At 43.4% G+C, this 18,105-nt stretch carries 9 protein-coding genes and 1 tRNA gene; 7 read left to right on the top strand and 3 right to left on the bottom strand.

Annotation, left to right across the window (positions count from 1 at the left end):
- Nucleotides 1–81 precede the first annotated feature (81 nt).
- From RID09_RS11155 to RID09_RS11140, 4 genes are all read left to right on the top strand, one after another.
- Entirely contained in the window at nt 82–5,556 is a 5,475-nt protein-coding gene (locus RID09_RS11155; protein WP_446336012.1) for a trifunctional serine/threonine-protein kinase/ATP-binding protein/sensor histidine kinase, read from the top strand.
- Between the two features lie 387 nt (nt 5,557–5,943).
- On the top strand, nt 5,944–6,327 hold the full coding sequence (locus RID09_RS11150; protein WP_446336040.1) for a response regulator: 384 nt from the start codon (nt 5,944–5,946) through the stop codon (nt 6,325–6,327).
- 14 nt (nt 6,328–6,341) lie between these two features.
- On the top strand, nt 6,342–7,526 hold the full coding sequence (locus tag RID09_RS11145) for a SpoIIE family protein phosphatase (protein WP_446336011.1): 1,185 nt from the start codon (nt 6,342–6,344) through the stop codon (nt 7,524–7,526).
- 162 nt (nt 7,527–7,688) lie between these two features.
- Nucleotides 7,689–10,613, top strand: coding sequence for a response regulator (locus RID09_RS11140; RefSeq protein ID WP_446336010.1), 2,925 nt, complete (start codon nt 7,689–7,691; stop codon nt 10,611–10,613).
- Between the two features lie 277 nt (nt 10,614–10,890).
- Here RID09_RS11140 and RID09_RS11135 read toward each other — a convergent pair whose 3' ends face one another.
- Nucleotides 10,891–11,493 carry a DUF1517 domain-containing protein gene (locus RID09_RS11135; protein ID WP_446336009.1) on the bottom strand — a complete coding sequence of 201 codons (603 nt, stop codon included), beginning with the start codon at nt 11,491–11,493 and terminating at the stop codon, nt 10,891–10,893.
- A gap of 82 nt (nt 11,494–11,575) precedes the next feature.
- Nucleotides 11,576–11,646, bottom strand: a tRNA-Cys gene (locus RID09_RS11130).
- 205 nt (nt 11,647–11,851) lie between these two features.
- Here RID09_RS11130 and RID09_RS11125 point away from each other — a divergent pair.
- Nucleotides 11,852–12,538, top strand: a complete 687-nt coding sequence (locus RID09_RS11125; protein ID WP_446336008.1) for a DUF1449 domain-containing protein — start codon at nt 11,852–11,854, stop codon at nt 12,536–12,538.
- 122 nt (nt 12,539–12,660) lie between these two features.
- Nucleotides 12,661–14,706 carry a flotillin family protein gene (locus RID09_RS11120; protein WP_446336007.1) on the top strand — a complete coding sequence of 682 codons (2,046 nt, stop codon included), beginning with the start codon at nt 12,661–12,663 and terminating at the stop codon, nt 14,704–14,706.
- An 87-nt stretch (nt 14,707–14,793) separates the two neighbouring features.
- On the opposite strand, the gene RID09_RS11115 is transcribed toward RID09_RS11120, so the two are convergent.
- A complete protein-coding gene (locus RID09_RS11115) occupies nt 14,794–16,440 on the bottom strand; it encodes a glycosyltransferase family 39 protein (RefSeq protein ID WP_446336006.1) in 1,647 nt (548 codons plus the stop codon).
- Nucleotides 16,441–16,680: 240 nt separating this feature from the next.
- On the opposite strand from RID09_RS11115, the gene RID09_RS11110 reads away from it, so the two are divergent.
- Entirely contained in the window at nt 16,681–17,844 is a 1,164-nt protein-coding gene (locus RID09_RS11110) for a GuaB3 family IMP dehydrogenase-related protein (protein ID WP_446336005.1), read from the top strand.
- Nucleotides 17,845–18,105: the final 261 nt, after the last annotated feature.

The following is an 18,105-nucleotide window of genomic DNA, read 5'->3' as shown; positions in this document are numbered from 1 at the left end:
CACGACAAGGTATTTGGTAATATAGAAAACCATAAAATAACAGTCCAACTGAATAACACTTACTTCTGTTGAAATAAAAAAATGAACTTCACGACTGACTATCAAATTCTTGCCAAAATATACGAAAGCAATAATTCATTAGTCTATCGAGCGATTCTCGCCCAAAATCATCAACCCATTATCCTGAAGATTCTTAAAGAAGACTATCCCACTCCAGCAGAACTTAATCGATACAAGCAAGAATATGAAATAACCCGTTCCTTAAATCTGGAGGGTGTGGTTAAAGCCTACAACTTACAGCGATATCAAAATAGCATGATTATGCTATTGGAAGATTTTGGCGGGGAATCCTTAAAGAAATGGATGGCAGAATACCAGTTTAATCTGAAAGAATTTCTTGATGTTGCTATAAAAATAACCGAGGGCTTGGGCGGAATTCACGCTGCCAACATCATCCACAAAGATATTAATCCATCAAATATTGTTTATAACCCAAAAACAGGACAATTAAAAATTATCGATTTTGGCATGTCTTCTGTTTTATCGCGGGAGAATCCAGCCATTCGTAATCCGGATCATCTGGAAGGAACTTTAGCCTATATTTCCCCAGAGCAAACAGGCAGAATGAATCGAGTGATTGATTACCGCACTGATTTTTATTCTCTGGGGGTTACTTTCTACAAACTTCTCACCTATCAACTTCCGTTTAAAGCGACTGATGCGATGGAGTTGGTGCATTGTCATATCGCTAAACAACCAATTCCACCCCATCGCTTGAGAGGAGGAGTAAGTGAACCGGAAAATAGGAGGATCAACGAGATTCCTAAAACGGTTTCTGATATCGTCATGAAACTGATGGCAAAAACGGCAGAGGATCGCTATCAAAGTACTTGGGGGCTAAAAGCCGATTTAGAAACCTGTTTAAATCAATTACAAACTCAAGGGGCGATTTTAGAGTTCACTCTCGGTCAACAAGATATTTCAGATAAGTTTAAAATCCCGCAAAAACTCTATGGTAGGGAAACAGAAATAAAGCAACTGATAGCCACCTTTGATCAAGTGACCCAAGGCACGACTCAGATGATGCTTGTTGCTGGCTATTCAGGTATTGGTAAGTCAGCTTTAGTGAATGAAATTCATAAACCTATCGTGGGACAGCATGGGTATTTTATTTCCGGTAAATTTGATCAGTTTAAGCGGAATATTCCCTATGCTTCTATAATTCAAGCTTTCCAAGAATTGATTCGACAATTGCTGACAGAAAGTGAAGCGCGTCTGCAAACTTGGAAGCAAGACCTGTTAGCTGCACTGGGAAACAATGGGAATATTATTATTGATGTTATTCCTGAAGTTGAAATAATTATTGGTAAACAGCCACCCGTGCCACAACTTGGTTCAACCGAGTCTCAAAATAGATTTAATTTAGTCTTTAAAAAATTTATTGGCGTTTTTACTAAAAAAGAACATCCTTTAGTTCTTTTTATGGACGATTTACAGTGGGCAGATTCGGCTTCTTTCAAGTTAATTCAGTTGTTAATGACTGAACCCGATATCCAATATCTACTCATGATTGGGGCATATCGAGATAATGAAGTCATTGCCACACATCCTTTGATGCTCACCTTGGAGCAAATTCAAAAGACTAATACCAGTGTGAATACTATTACTCTTCAACCCTTAAGAATAGACTGTGTTAACCAATTGATTGCTGATACGTTAAACTGCTCAAGAGATTTATCCAAACCTTTGGCTGATTTAATCTTTAAAAAGACGCATGGGAATCCGTTTTTTGTTACCCAGTTACTTGAAAATTTATATCAAGAAAAAATAATTTTATTCGATCAGAGTACGGGGTGTTGGCATTGGGATATCAACCAGCTCCAAACTGTAGCCATAACTGACAATGTTGTTGAATTAATGGTCAGTAAAATTAAAAGGTTAGATCCTCAAACACAAAATGTGTTGAAATTAGCAGCCTGTATTGGCAACCGATTTAATTTGGATGTTCTCTCTGTCGTCAACGCCAAATCTTTGTCAGACACGGCTAACGAACTGTTGTCAGCTATACAAGAAGGGTTAATTATTCCGTTAAGTGATGACTACAAAATCCCCTTGCTTTGGCAGAAAGAAACCGAGTTAATTGATTCTAATCAACCAGATCCCTCTCTCTTTGCGGATCAGAAATATTCTATCTTTTATAAGTTTTTGCATGACCGAGTTCAACAAGCGGCTTACGCTCTGATCCCCGATAATCAGAAAAAAGAAGTTCATGTCAAAATTGGTCAATTATTGCTAGCGAATGTTAAAGAAAATGAACTCGATGAAAATATTTTCGACATTGTTAACCAGTTAAATATCGGAGCCGAATTAATTAAGGATCAGTCAGATAGAGATGAGTTGGCTCAATTAAATCTGATGGCGGGGAAAAAAGCCAGAGAAGCAACAGCTTATGAATCGGCTGTTCGGTACTTAAAGATAGGGGTAGATATCCTCTCATCAGATGGCTGGGAACGTCAGTATGACTTAACACTGGAACTGCATATAGAAACGATTAAATCCCAATACCTCAGCACCCAATTTGATCAAGCGGAAAAGCTTTCTGCTGCTGTGCTACAACACACGAAAACACTCCTCGATCAAGTCAAAGTGTATGAAATCAAGCTTCAATCCTATTCCTCGCAACTACAGTTCCAGTCCGCGATAAATACAGGACTTGAGATTTTAATTAAATTGGGAATAGTTTTACCTCAAAAACCAAGCCAAAGCCGAATAAAAAAAGAACATAATGCATTCAATTTACTTTTAGGTGATACGCCGATTAAAGACTTAGCTAATCTACCCGAAATGACGGCTGCTGATAAACTTGCAGCAATGAGAATCTTACTTGCGATCGCTTCGCCTACTTATATTACTAATCCGCCCTTGTTTGCGATGGTTGCCTATAGTCTAGTGACTCTCTGTGTTAAGTATGGAAATTCGAGTTTAGCGGTGGGGGCTTATATTCAGTATGCTCTCTATCTATCCGGAATCGAAGGTTATCAAGAAGATGCTTATCATTTTGGTCAGTTGTCTTTGCAGCTACTGGAAAAGTTTAATGCCCAGCAATTTACAGCAAGAGTTCCTTTAATCTATAATACTCAGGTTAAACATTGGAAAGAACATACTAGAAAAACAATAGAACCGTTACGAGAGGGCTTAAATACCGGATTAGAACATGGGGATTTGGAGTATGCTGGCATGGCGGCAAATTCCTATTGTGCTAATTTGTTCTTTATTGGCAACAATTTGGATGAAGTGGAGCAACAGACAGCAAAGTATACTGAATTAATGATCAAGTTAAAGCTAGTATACTCTATACAATATTCCCAGGTTTTTCATCAAACTGTATTAAATTTACTCAATACCTCTGTAGAGAAATTAAATTTAAGTGGCACGGCTTTTAATGAAACCCAATCTATCCCTAGATTAATAGAAGGCAAGAATTACTGTACATTATGTCACTTGTATGCTAATAAAGCAATATTGTCTTTTTTGTTTAAACATTATGATCAGGTCATTGAAAATATTAGCTTAGGTCAATCCTACGCCAGTTCTGCTGCTGGAATGATAGCCCTCGTTCAGCTTAATTTTTATGAATCAATGGGCAATTTTGGGTTATATTTTAAAGACAATAGTTTAGCCAAAAAAAAATTAATCAATAAAATTAACCTAAATCAAAAGCGTCTGAAACAATGGGCAGCTTATTGCCCTGAAAATTATCAGCACAAATATGATTTAGTCGCAGCCGAAAAGTCGCGAGTTTTGGGTAAAAAAACCCAAGCCATGGAACTTTATGATCGCGCGATTCGTGGTGCTAGGGAGCAAGGGTTCATCCACGAAGAAGCCATCGCTTATGAACGTGCAGCGGAGTTCTATTTCTCCCTAGGTAGAGACGAAATCGGTCAACTCTACCTGAAAAACGCCCACCATTGCTATACGCGCTGGGGTGCTAAGGCTAAAGTCAAAGCCTTGGAAGCAGAATATCCGCAAATTTTAGTCGGTTCAACCCATCGAACTGATGGTAAAGGGATTAGCACCCGAATTTCTACATCGGGGGGTGATGCTCAAGCCTTGGATTTATCAACGGTGATGAAAGCCTCGCAAACCCTCACCAGTGAAATTGTGCTGGATAACTTACTCGCCAAACTAATGAACATTGCGATTGAAAATGCAGGCGCACAAAAAGGGTTTCTGATTTTGCAATCCCAAATTGAGCCAGGAACTAAGCAAGGGAAATGGGTAATTGAAGCCGAAGGTGTAGTGGATTCAGAAGCGGTTAATATCTTGCGATCGCGTCCTGTTGATGCTGTTGATCCTGACACCCAATTGCCCCTGCTGTCAACCGCCATCATCAACTACGTCATCCACACGAAGGAGAATGTTGTCCTCAATGAAGCCACTCATGAAGGACAATTTACCCGCGATTCCTATATCGTCGCCACTCACCCCAAATCTATTCTCTGTACCCCCCTCCTCAATCAAGGTAAACTGACAGGTATCCTTTACTTAGAAAATAACCTTACCACCGGCGCATTTACACCCGAGCGAGTCGAAACATTAAAAATTCTGTCCGCCCAAGCCGCCATCTCCATCGAAAATTCCCGCCTCTACCAACAACTCGAAGCCTATAGCCGTAATCTAGAAATTAAAGTCGATGAAAGAACCGAGGAACTCCAAGACAAAAATCAGGAACTCTCCGCCACCCTGAAAAAACTCAAAGCCACTCAAGATCAAATTATCGCCCAAGAAAAACTCGCCTCCCTCGGTGCGTTAACCGCCGGGATTGCCCATGAAATTAAAAATCCCTTAAACTTTGTGAATAACTTCGCTGAACTTTCTGCTGAGTTAGCCGAAGAACTCTTAGAAGAACTCGATAGTCAAAAAGAACGATTAGACCCGGAAAGCACTGAATATATTGAAGAAATTCTCACTGACTTAGGACAAAACGTTAAAAAAATTAACGAACATGGCAAACGCGCCGACAATATCGTGCGCGGTATGCTGATGCACTCACGGGGTCAAAGTAGCGAACGACAACTCGTCGATATCAATTCACTGCTGGCAGAATATGTTACTTTAGCCTATCACGGTATGCGTGCCAAAGATTCCTCATTCAACATTACCGTTGAAACCCACTATGACCCCAGCATCGGTCAGATTAAAATTGTGCCGCAGAATATCAGTCGAGTCTTTCTCAATGTCATCAATAATGCCTGTTATGCTGCCCATGAAAAGAAAAAAACCGTTGGCGCAGGATTTACCCCCACACTCTCAGTTAAAACCAAAAATCTAGGAGATAAAGTCGAAATCCGTATCCGAGATAACGGCAATGGCATCCCAGCGGACATCCGGGATAAAATATTTAATCCCTTCTTTACCACCAAACCAACCGGTCAAGGAACGGGTTTGGGTTTATCCATTAGTCACGATATCATTGTGGGAGAGCATCAAGGGGAGATTAAAGTAGCGACCGAAGTTGGGACATATACCGAGTTTAAGCTGATTTTGCCTCAATAATTCTAGCCATGGCGCGTCTGCCATGGCGCACTTAGAATCCACTCAATAGGCTCGGGTCGCCCTATAATTAATCAGGTTGCCCTTTACTCTCACCCTTTAAGGTGTTATGCATTTAAATTGGATATATAACGTTTTCTTGCTCATTTATGGAACCCAATGCCAGTTTCTAATGACACAAAAAACAGACGCATTTCTCTCCTACTATTGCCTATTGCCTATTGCCTTTGTCCACTATCGTGAGTTTCACATCTCAAATGAAAACACTATAGGTAGTGAGCAAGATGCTGAGTAACGAGCAAGATTCTCGCCCGACATACAAGAATTTCGCAATTCTTGATATTAAGGTTTAAATGCTGAATTGTACCGATGACTTGAGAGGAAAGAATGATTAAAGTTATGGTAGTCGATGATGAAAAAGATGTTTTGTTGTTGTTTAGACAACAATTTAGAAAAGAGATCAGACAAGGCAAAATTGAATTTCACTTTGCTTTCTCAGCCAAGGAAGCCCTCTACTATCTTGAAATGGAAAGTAAAAAACCAAATTGTGTTGTCTTGATTCTTTCAGATATTAATATGCCGGAGATAAACGGCTTAGAATTACTTAAAACAATCAAAAACAAATTCCCAAATTTAAAAGTTTTCATGATTACAGCTTACGGCGATGATGAAAACTATCGACTGTCCTTAGAATACGGAGCCGATGATTATATTCATAAGCCCGTTGAATTTGACAAGCTTAAAGAAAAAATATTTAATATATCAACAAATTAGCAGACTGAACACTGATGCCAGCCAAAATTCTGGTTGTCGATGATGAACCCGACTTAGAACCCCTAATTCGCCAAAAATTTAGAAAAAAGATTCGGCAAAAGGAACTCCAGTTTATTTTTGCCTGTAATGGTGTGGACGCTCTGGAAAAGCTCTCATCTGACTCCGATATTGATATGGTTTTAACCGATATTAATATGCCCCAAATGGATGGACTAGCTTTGCTAATGAAACTGGCAGCGGACTATCCTGTGATTAAAGCTGTGATTCTGTCCGCCTATGGGGATATGGACAATATTAGAGCGGCGATGAACTTGGGGGCGTTTGACTTTCTTACCAAACCGATCAATTTTCAAGACTTAGAAATTACCACCTACAAAACTCTGCAACATGTCCAGCAGCTCAAACAGGCGTTAGCCCAGGAAAATTATCTCAAACGTTTAGAAGCAGAAAACCTTCGCCTCAGTACTGAACTCGATATTACCCGACGACTGCAACAAATGCTTTTACCAACGGAGAAAGAACTTCGTCAAATTCAGGGGCTGGATATTGCTGGATATATGCAACCTGCTGATGAGGTAGGGGGAGACTACTACGACGTACTTGAACACAATGGCACAGTAAAAATTGGGATTGGGGATATCACCGGTCATGGGTTAGAAAGCGGTGTCCTGATGCTGATGGTACAAACCGCTGTGCGGACACTGCTAATAAATAACGAGACAAATGCGGTTAACTTCTTGAGTACCCTTAACCAAACGATTTACCAGAACCTGCAACGAATGGGCTGCGACAAGAACTTAAGCCTTGCCTTAATCGACTATCACCAAGGTGTTCTGACGGTTAGTGGACAACATGAACAAATGATTGTGCTACGCTCCAATGGTACGATTGAGCGAATTGATACGATTGATTTAGGCTTCCCTATTGGTTTGGCTGAGACGATTGCTGAGTTTGTGGCTGAAGCGACAGTTCAGTTGTATCCAGGAGATGGAGTTGTCCTGTACACCGATGGGATTACTGAGGCTGAAGATATGAATGGGGTGCAATATGGTCTGGAAAGGCTTTGTGAAGTTTTAAGAACAAACTGGCACAGTTCAGTGTGTGAGATTAGACAGGCGGTTATTGACCAAGTGTGGCAGCATATTGGAGAGCAGAAAGTCCATGATGATATTACCTTACTTATCCTTAAGCAGCAGTGATTGGTTATTGGTCATTTGTCATTTGTCTTTAAAATTCTTGTACTCCGTTGGGGACGGGCGCGAGTGATATCAGGCTGAAAACCTTCCCGTTAATGGTAAAACCCGCCCCTCAGACGCTTCTTGCATCGCGTCTCTACAGTCCATCCTTATCCGGCAAAAACAATGCCAGCGAAAATACTGGTTGTCGATGATGAACCTGATTTAGAACTTCTAATCCGCCAGAAATTTAGAAAAAAGATCCGGCGTAAGGAACTCCAGTTTATTTTTGCCCGTAACGGTTTGGACGCCTTAGAAAAGCTGCAAACCCAGCCGGATATTGATATGGTTTTAACCGATATTAATATGCCCCAAATGGATGGGTTAACCTTACTCACGCGCCTCGCCCAAAACTATCCCACCACCAAAGCCGTTATTCTTTCTGCTTATGGGGATATGGAAAATATCCGCAAAGCGATGAATCTGGGGGCGTTCGACTTCCTGACTAAACCCATTGATTTCCAAGATTTAGAAATTACCACCAATAAAACCCTCCAGCATGTGCAACAGATTAAAGCCGCGCAACAGCAGGAGCGTTTGGCACAACGGGCGCAAGCTGACTTATTAGAAAATCTACGCCAAGAAGTGATTGAGCGCCAGCGAGTCCAAGATGCGATGCGTGCGAGTGAGAGACAGTTGGCGCAATTTCTGGAAGCTGTACCTGTGGGTTTATTTGTAATTGATGCCAATGGTCAACCCTACTATGCTAACCAGACAGGACAGCAATTACTGGGAAAAGGAGTGGTATCCAAACACCCATCCGAACAACTCGCTGAAATTTATCACGTCTATCTGGCGGGAACAGAACAAGTCTATCCCAGTCATCGTGATCCAATTTTACGGGCGCTTATGGGTGAACAAGCGACGGTTGATGACATGGAAATCCGTCAGGGCGATAGGATTATCCCTTTGGAGGTTTGGGCAACTCCCATTTTTGATCACCAGGGTAATGTTATCTATGCTATTGCCGCTTTTCAAGATATCAGTCCCCACAAGCAAGCCGAAGCCGAACGGCTTCAGTTTACCCAAACCTTGGAACAAAAGCATGCGGCGTTGCAGCGCCTGGATCAACTCAAAGATGAGTTTTTAGCCAATACCTCCCATGAACTGCGTACCCCTCTCAATGGCATTATTGGTATTGCTGAATCCCTCATTGACGGGGCGGCTGGTCCTTTGTCTCAGGTGCAAATGGCGAATCTGGCAATGGTTGTTTCCAGTGGTAAGCGCCTCCAAAGTCTGATTAATGATATTTTGGATTTCGCCAAACTGAAAAACCACGATATCGAATTGCACCGCAAGTCTGTGGACTTTCGCCAAATCACCGAAGTGGTGCTTACCCTGTCTCGCACCCTGATTAGGGGCAAATCTCTAGAGTTGAAAAATGAGATACCTGAAGATTTCCCCGGAATCGATGGAGACGAGAATCGGTTGCAACAAATTATGTACAATCTGGTGGGAAATGCGATTAAGTTTACCGAATCGGGTTCCGTTACAGTGTCAGCAACCCAGAAGCAGGATAGGGCAGAAGTGACGGTGGCTGATACAGGGATTGGTATTGCCCCGGATAACTTCGAGGATATCTTTAAATCCTTTGAGCAACTTGACGCCTCTGTATCCCGTCCCTACAGGGGTACAGGATTGGGATTAAGTATTACCAAACAACTCATTGAACTCCACGGCGGAACCATTCGCGTTGAATCAGAACTGGGTCAAGGTTCGCGATTTATTTTCACGCTTCCCATCAGTTCCCAACCGATTAAACCCTCATCAGAATACAGTACAGAAATCACCAAAATGCGGGACTATAGCACCTTATCCCCCAGCGAACCTTTACCACGGGTTTCTAAAACTGGCGAATTCACGATTTTAGTTGTAGACGACGAACCGATTAATTTGCAGGTTGTTACCAATCACCTATCTGTCCACAATTATGCCATTGTTCAAGCGACCAGTGGTATGGAGGCTTTAGCCAAAATTGAGCGGGGGTTTAAGCCGGATTTGGTGATTCTGGATATTATGATGCCCAGGATGTCGGGCTACGAAGTTTGCCAAAAAATCCGCCAACGCTTTCCTGCTAATGAAATGCCAATTATCATGTTAACAGCGAAGGAGCAAGTCTCGGATTTGGTGGAAGGCTTGAATGTGGGGGCGAATGATTATTTAACTAAACCGATTTCTAAACATGAACTGATTGCCCGGATTAAAACCCATCTTTATCTGTCGAAAATTAATAGCGCTTACGGGCGCTTTGTCCCTCACGAATTCCTGCGTTTTTTGGGGTATGAAAGTATTGTGGATGTGCGGTTGGGGGATCAGGTTCAGCAGGAGATGTCAATTATGTTTGCGGATATTCGCAACTTTACCACGCTCTCGGAGAGTATGTCTCCCCAGGAGAATTTTAATTTTCTCAATTCTTATTTGAAACAAGTCGGACCAATTATCCGTAAACATCAGGGTTTTATTGATAAATACATTGGTGACGCAATCATGGCGCTGTTTCCCGCAACCGCCGATGATGGCTTACAAGCGGCGATTGAAATCCAGCAACAAGTGACACGCTATAATCGCGATCGCGAAAAGGCGGGTTATCCGGCGATTACCATTGGTATTGGCTTACATACGGGTAGTTTGATGCTGGGGACGATTGGAGAACAGCAACGGATGGAAAGTACAGTGATTTCCGATACGGTTAATTTGGCGTCACGTCTAGAAGATTTGACTAAAGTCTATGGGGCATCGATTTTAATTAGTGGTTATACTTTATTTTGTCTAGAAGATCAAAGTCAATATCACTATCGATTTATCGGTCAAGTGCAAGTTAAAGGCAAAAAGCATTTGGTTCCGATCTTTGAAGTTTTTGATTCGGAACCTGATTTTATAATTAAATTAAAAGAAAAAACAAAAACTAAATTTGAAGAAGGAATTGTTAGTTTTTATCAAAACAAAATTGATTTAGCCGTGGCAAATTTCCAAGATATTATAGCAATTAATCATCACGATAGAGCGGCACTTAATTACCTTAACCTCTGTGACATGACGAGACCAAAATAGCGTTATATCATGTCCGCCTACACAGTTATCATTCCCTTCTCCCCTGGAGCCTTCTGCTCTCTCTGCCTTGTCTCCACCAAAATGTAAACATTCAACCGGACATGATATCAACTGAGATCTTGCACCTTTGTCAGTCATACCAAGTTACATTCAAAGATATAACTTTCTCTCCCCTGCCTCCCCTGCTTCCCCTGCTTTTCCTATCTACTATGTTTGAGCGCAACTTGGTATCAGTAAGTCCTGGTGTTCTAGAAGAAACAGAGAGCGCATTCCCGAGTTAGAGAGGAATCAGTTCGGGGAAATTAACCAACAGTTGTTCATCTGTCAATTGATCGCCAAATTGAGCCGGCGAAAAGTGAACTTGAATGGCTCGCAAGCGTTCCTGATAATGGAGATTAATTAAAGCTTTGAGACCCTCTTCTAGTGCCTCTATATCCGCCAGATTGGTTTCCAGTTCCAGCACTTCCCCCTCAAATGCCATAGTAATCATCACAATTAAATTACGAGTGATCGGCAAAGATAGGGGTTCATCCTCCGATGAATATCCATTGAAGTCAGGCTCACTCAAATACCGTTGGGCAGAGTCGGTAAATAACTCACTCACATAATCTCCCGCCTCCCCTTCATTCCAAAATACATTCCCTTCATTAGCAGCCGATTGCCAATAGGTGTTGTACTGTAAGAGGTTTTGGCAAATATCGACCAGCCCTTCTCCGAGAACCCTCAAATCTCCATCGGATTCTACCGCATCTCGCGCCGCCTGATTGAGGACTCCCAATAACGGCGCGACTTCTTTGCCGGTTAAATGAACAAACAACCGACAGACGACTAAGCGGGTTTTGCCACTCAGTTTATTCAAGCGATCGCGCCAAGAACTCATGGACTTCTCCTCTACTTGCTCAGGATGGCAATCAATTATAGTCCTCAACGGAGCAATAAAACAGGAGTCACGTTTCTCGAAAAGGCGGCACCCAGATTCGAACTGGGGGTAAAGGCTTTGCAGGCCCCTGCCTTACCACTTGGCGATGCCGCCCGATTAGACGTAGCAATGCTACGTCTCTACAATAGGGATTATAGCCTATCTACATGAGTATGTGTCTCTTTTGCGGTGGAATTCTTTTTGCCTTTGCAAAACATTAAGTATTTTAGAGGAGTGAAGCTATTTTGTCCATTCCCCGCTAGGCTGAGAATATCAGTTAATAGAGCTAACGCTACAGTGGCGATCGCTACCTCGATCCATGCTATTCAACCTGCTCAACCTGCCCTACTGGATTTTCCTAGGGATGGGAGTTCTCCTATTTCTCGTTGTTATTGTCTCCGGTGGCGGTGATGATGATTTTGATTTTGATGTAGATGCCGATGCGGACATCGATGTGGATACCGGTGGCGATTTTGCTATGGGATCAATGTTCGGTTTACTCGGTGTGGGTAAAGTTCCCCTAATTTTGCTCTTAGCAACCGACTGTAGTCTGGTGGGGCTTTTCGGCTGGATGATGAATGTGGCGATCGCAAATGTCACGGGTACGATTCCCACAGGTTTATTGGGCGGTGTCGTCGGCGGTGCATCCCTGGTGCTAAGTTTATTCTGCGGTGGCTTAATTTCTCGACCCTTGGGCAAAATTTTCGCCGACTTTGGTGAAGATGCTAGTGGCGAGCGCCTAATTGGTTGTCAGGGTACTGTCAGTTCCCGTTCAATTCCCCTAGAAAGTCAAGGCAAAATCGGTCAAGTTGATGTTCTTGATCCCAACGGTAATCTGGTTACGATTAATGCAACTTTGCCTCAATGGGCGAAAATAATTCCCAATCGAGGCAATTACGTTTTAGTGATTGAGCGACAACCGGAAAGCTATCGCGTGATTACCAAAGACAGTTCTGATCAACAGCAGTGGTTGTCCAATTCATCCCAGCTTAAGGATTCACCGTAACGGGTGAATACACAACCGTCTGTGTACGGTTTTGGTCAAATGTGATTCTTTTTACACAAACCCTACATGTGTATAAGTTCCAGGCTTTAATAAAACCTATAGATTACTAATCGCCAACTACCATGTCACAACCATCTACGTCCTCAACCTCCCAGCCTGTCCCGGTATCATCTACCCTGGCACAACTGCCCAGTGGGATGCTCTTTTTTCCCGGTTTGATTGGCGCACTAATTTTATTGCTTCTCGTGGGCTTATGGTCTTACAAACTGATTTATAAAATCACCCCCAATAATGAAGCATTTGTCAGAACGGGCGGTTTGTTCGTTAAAAAGAAATCCGTTATTCTTTACGGCGGCTGTATCGTTTTGCCCGGATTTCATGAACTGACCCGTGTCCCCTTACGCGAAATTTCTATTGATGTGGAACGGACAGGAAATCTAGCCGTTCGTACTCAAGACTATCTGCGGGCAAATATGCGGGCAACCTTTTATGTTTGTATCAATGCAGATAAAGACGATGTGTTAACCGCTGCGGCTCGACTCTCGAAACAAGGACGGGTTTCGACTGAAGATATTAAAGAAGCCCTAGAAAAACGAGCAGATGATGCGATTCGAGCTGCTGCAAAGAAGCAGAGTTTAACGGAAATTGATTCTGATAAATTAGGGTTTGCTGATGAAGTATTGAATCTGATTCAGCCTGACCTAAAAAAAGTCGGCTTAACCCTGAATAATATCGCCATTTCTGAGATAGAAGAAAGCGATACCTACGATACAAATAACTTCTTCGATGCCCAAGGGGTACGCCTACGAACCGAAACCATTCAACGATCCATCCAACAAAAACGGGAAGTTGAACTGAGTACCCAGGTGAGAATTGAACAGCAGGAACTTGATGCCCAAAAGCAATCCCTGCGAATCGCCAGAGAAAAAGAAGACGCCACTCTGGGGCAACAACTGGAGGTGGAATCCCTAAAATCCCAGCGACAACGGGAAATTCAAGAAGCCAAAGACCGAGAAGCCGCCACCGTACAACGGACGAAAATTTTACAAGATAAATCCGTTGAAGAAGAAGAAATTCGCCGCAAACTCTCGGTTCAAGAAAACCAAATTCAAGCTGATATTACCCTAGAGGAACGGAATAAACAGCTAAAAGTCGCCCAAACATTGCAAAAACAGGAAGCCGAGATTGCCGAAATTACCCGTCAGCAAACCGTTGATTCCTCCCGCCTAGAAGCTCAAGTTCGGGTGGCTGAGGCTGAACGCTTATCACAAGTGGCGAAACAGGAAGCAGCGATTGCGATCGCGAATAAAGAACGGGAACGCTTTGTTTCTGAAGCCGAACGCGCCCAAGCGGAATCCGGTGTGGTTACGGCTACAGAAATTGAAAAAGCGGAACGGGAAAAACGCCTATCGCTGATTTCGGCGGAACAAGAGGCAGAAAAACGGCGGATTGCCGATCAGAACGTCGTTGAAATTGATGTCTTCCGCCGTCGTCGTCAAGCGGAAATTGCGCGTCAAGCGGCAGAATTAGAAGCTGAATCCATTCGCACATTAGCCCAAGCGAATCGGGATAAAGCCCTTGCCGAAGCCGAAGGAAAACGGGCAGTCATTGAAGCCGAGAATACCTTGAGTGACTCGAAGTTAAGCGCCCAAGTGTTAACCACAATTTGGCCCGATTTGGTAGACAAACTGCCAGAAATTGCCAAAGCTTTAGCGCCACAGCCAGGAGTTTTAGGAGATACCCGAATTTTCGCGTTCCCAGGTATGAATGGCAGTAATGGTAATGGGAATGGGATGGGTGATATTAACAAACTATTACTCTCGACCAGTGGCTTATCGTTAATCAACACACTTCTGGATGAAGGGAAGCTGGGAACGTTAATTGGTCATGTGAGTAAGTTGATGCGGAATAATCCGAGCCAAAATGGAGGGAATGGCAACCCGACTCCGCCAGAGTTCTCAGCCGAATCGGAGATTCCAGTCTTAGTCAAGCGGCAAACCCCGCCACCCCCTCCCCCGTCCAAATTTCCCGAACAACGACAACCCTCTTCCCTATCCACGAAAGTTGTTGAACCGTCTCAGGTTAAGAGTGATCAGGCTTCCACGCCACCGGATCACGTCTCTGGGGCAAAGAGCGATCGCGAAGACCCTAGAACCCGTCACAATTAAGGCAGGAACTCCAGAAGCAGGACTGTAGGGGCGGGTTTTACTGATAACGTTTTGCCACAAACCGATAACTTGACTAAACCCGCCCTTCTAGGGGATCAGAGGAGACATCAGACGATGCTTATTCCCTATTCCCTGATTATTTTCTAGCTTCCAGAGTTCAAATTTGTAACCTTGAAACGCGACTTCAAACTGACCCCCCAGTTCCCTCTCAATTTTTTCTCGCAAAGCTGTGGAAGCATCAAATAAGAAAACCTGATTAAAATCCTCAGAAATCTCCAGCATACTTGCTTGTGTCACTAATTGAAACCGCACGTCTGGACTAAGCAGATGACTCAGAGACAGGATACTGCCTGGAATAGTAGTATCACTGACTACTAGGGGATAATTCGCTTGATTAATGATGTGAGCTACTGGAGGATTGTAATAATCCACAAACTTGGTCCACCACACCTCTGCTGAAGAACTGATTGCACAGGACAAGAGTCCACCTGAAACCAGACCTATCGTGACTAGCTTCCAAAATCGTTGTCGCTGATTTCTAATCGATATTGCCGTAATTTTGGTGGCGAGTAGGTACGCAACAGCTATCTGAATGGCTAAGTAAATTGGAATGAGGTATCGCATTGCTGTAGAACGTAATCCCCCTAGAACTAAGTCGAGTAGCACTAAAGGTAAAGCGGTCATTCCCATCCATGTCAAGATAAACAGCCAAACCTTGCTGGACGTGTGACGACATAAAAAGTAAATTGAGTACCCTACCAGAATTAAAACAAGAGGGATGAGAAAAGGGTCGTCATAATGAATTGGGTCAAAGGGTTCAATACTTTGATGTAAATCAAAAAAAACATTATTAAGATTACGCAACCACCATTTGATTAACGTTACAAGTTCACCCAGACTATTTCTTGATGTTGTTGATGATGTCCACCTTTGAAACCGCGTCAAATCAATAAAAATGACTACAGCCCAGGGTAGAAACGTTAGAACTGCTGCTAGCGATGCCAGCAAATAAGCGATAATTGTCTTACTCGTCCGATAGTTTTTAGTGATAAGAACATAGATACCATGACCAATTGCACTTAATCCAAAAAGCAAATGAGAATAGAGTCCTATTGTCAAAGTTGCCGCATAAATTCCCCAACCAAGCTTTGTGTTGATTCGTAAGGCTCGCAGCAATGCTGCACCTGAGAGCAAAACTGCCACTGCCCACAGACTATACTCTCTTGCTTCCTGGGCGTAGAGGACGAAAAAGGGGGAGATCGCTATCAATGACATAGCCATCCAACCTGTCAACGATGACCCAAACAATTCTCGGCACAGCCAATACATGCAAGGAAATGCTAGCAAACTAATTAGGGCTGGCAAACTTCTCATTACGGCTACGGAACTGCCAAAAACCTGTGCCCAGAATCGCGCCATCAGGTAATAGAGCGGCGTATGCTCCGAATATTGCGTCAAAACTTTAATCGTATCCGTTAAATTTTTTTCTGGATTTGGTCGCTGATACTTTTGGATATCTTCAACAGTGATGATACGACCATCAAATAAGCGTTCTTTTACTTCTGGTTTGGAATAGCCAGAAATTCGCATTGAAGTAAAAGATTCATCATGCCAATATACTTTTTTATCCAGATTGTAAAATCGGAAAAATACGCCAATACTTAATAAAATAATGACCAAAAAACGCACTCCCCCTGGAGGAATATTCCAGAATGATGTAGATTTGCTATTCATTGGGAGCTAGCCTTAACTAAGGATAAATGCCGAGATTATATCAGAATTTTTCCTGTCTGGGTATCCGATGATGGGAGAAGTGGAAAAAACTTGAATCGTCTCATTACGTCGATAAACTCTAACTCCCCGTGTTAGCGTAGCTAGGAGAAGTCCAGCAAGAGTCCTCCACATTCTAGGCGCGGGGAATGTCAAAAAATTTGATACCCTAGCTTAAATAGTCTTGGGAACGAATAGAGAAGCGTGGATATTCAAATTGGGCGAGGTAAGACAGCTCGCAGAGCCTACGGCATCGATGAAATCGCACTAGTCCCCGGACAACGGACGCTAGACCCTAATTTGGCAGACACCCGTTGGCGTTTGGGGAGCATTGAACGAGAAATTCCGATCATTGCCAGTGCGATGGACGGAGTAATCGATGTGCGAATGGCAGTTATGCTATCTGAGATAGGAGCGTTAGGGGTGCTTAACCTCGAAGGCATCCAAACCCGTTATGCTGACCCTGAACCGATATTAGAGCAAATCACCTCCGTGGGTAAGTCAGAATTCGTTAATCTGATGCAGGATTTGTATGCCGAACCCATTAAACCGGAATTAATCAGCCAGCGAATTCGGGAAATCAAAGACCAAGGTGGGATTGCGGCTGTGAGTGCTACGCCAGCAGGCGCGATGAAATACGGTGAAATTGTCGCCTCGGCGGGTGCTGATTTATTCTTCGTACAAGCAACCGTAGTGTCCACGGCTCACCTGTCGCCAGAGTCAGTCACCCCCCTAGATTTAGCCCAGTTCTGCCAGGATATGCCGATGCCCGTGATTTTGGGTAATTGTGTCACATACCAAGTTGCTCTGAATTTAATGAAAGCTGGTGCGGCGGCTGTTTTAGTGGGAATAGGTCCTGGTGCGGCTTGTACCTCGCGGGGGGTTTTGGGTGTGGGAGTCCCTCAGGCGACGGCGGTGGCTGATTGTGCCGCTGCTCGTGATGACTATCATCAACAGACGGGTAACTATGTGCCAGTCATTGCTGATGGTGGGTTAATTACGGGAGGAGATATCTGTAAATGTATTGCTTGTGGTGCAGATGCGGTGATGATTGGCTCTCCTCTGGCTCGTGCCAAAGAAGCCCCAGGACGCGGGTTTCACTGGGGAATGGCAACCCCTAGCCCAGTTCTGCCCCGAGGAACGCGCATCCAAGTCGGGAGTACGGGAACATTACAGGAAATTCTCATTGGACCTGCACAACTCGATGACGGCACTCACAATCTTTTAGGTGCCCTGAAAACCAGTATGGGAACCTTGGGCGCTAAGAACTTGAAAGAAATGCAGCAAGTGGAGGTTGTTATTGCGCCATCCCTGCTCACAGAAGGGAAAGTTTACCAGAAAGCGCAGCAGTTGGGAATGGGTAAATAAAACTTGTGGGTTGACGCCTCCCCCAAACTCCACTGATGTAAGTTAACATAGAGAAAGCGGAAGCTAAAAGTTTCCGTTCACTCCTCACACCACACTCCGCCCGGACTACGTTCGGGCGGTTCCTTTTGAGTATCAAGCTCCCATGCCACGATACATTGACATCCCAACTGATTAAATGTGACAATTTATGTCTAAATAAATACTTTTCTGGCAGGAGAACGCTCAGTTTTCTCTGTGGTAAAATATCCAAGACAACGTAGA

Origin of the sequence: Coleofasciculus sp. G1-WW12-02, assembly GCF_040219735.1 — a bacterium.
Classification (GTDB): Bacteria; Cyanobacteriota; Cyanobacteriia; order Cyanobacteriales; family Coleofasciculaceae; genus Coleofasciculus.
The sequence above is the reverse complement of the archived record's forward strand: the minus strand, read 5'-3'. Positions and strand labels throughout refer to the sequence as shown.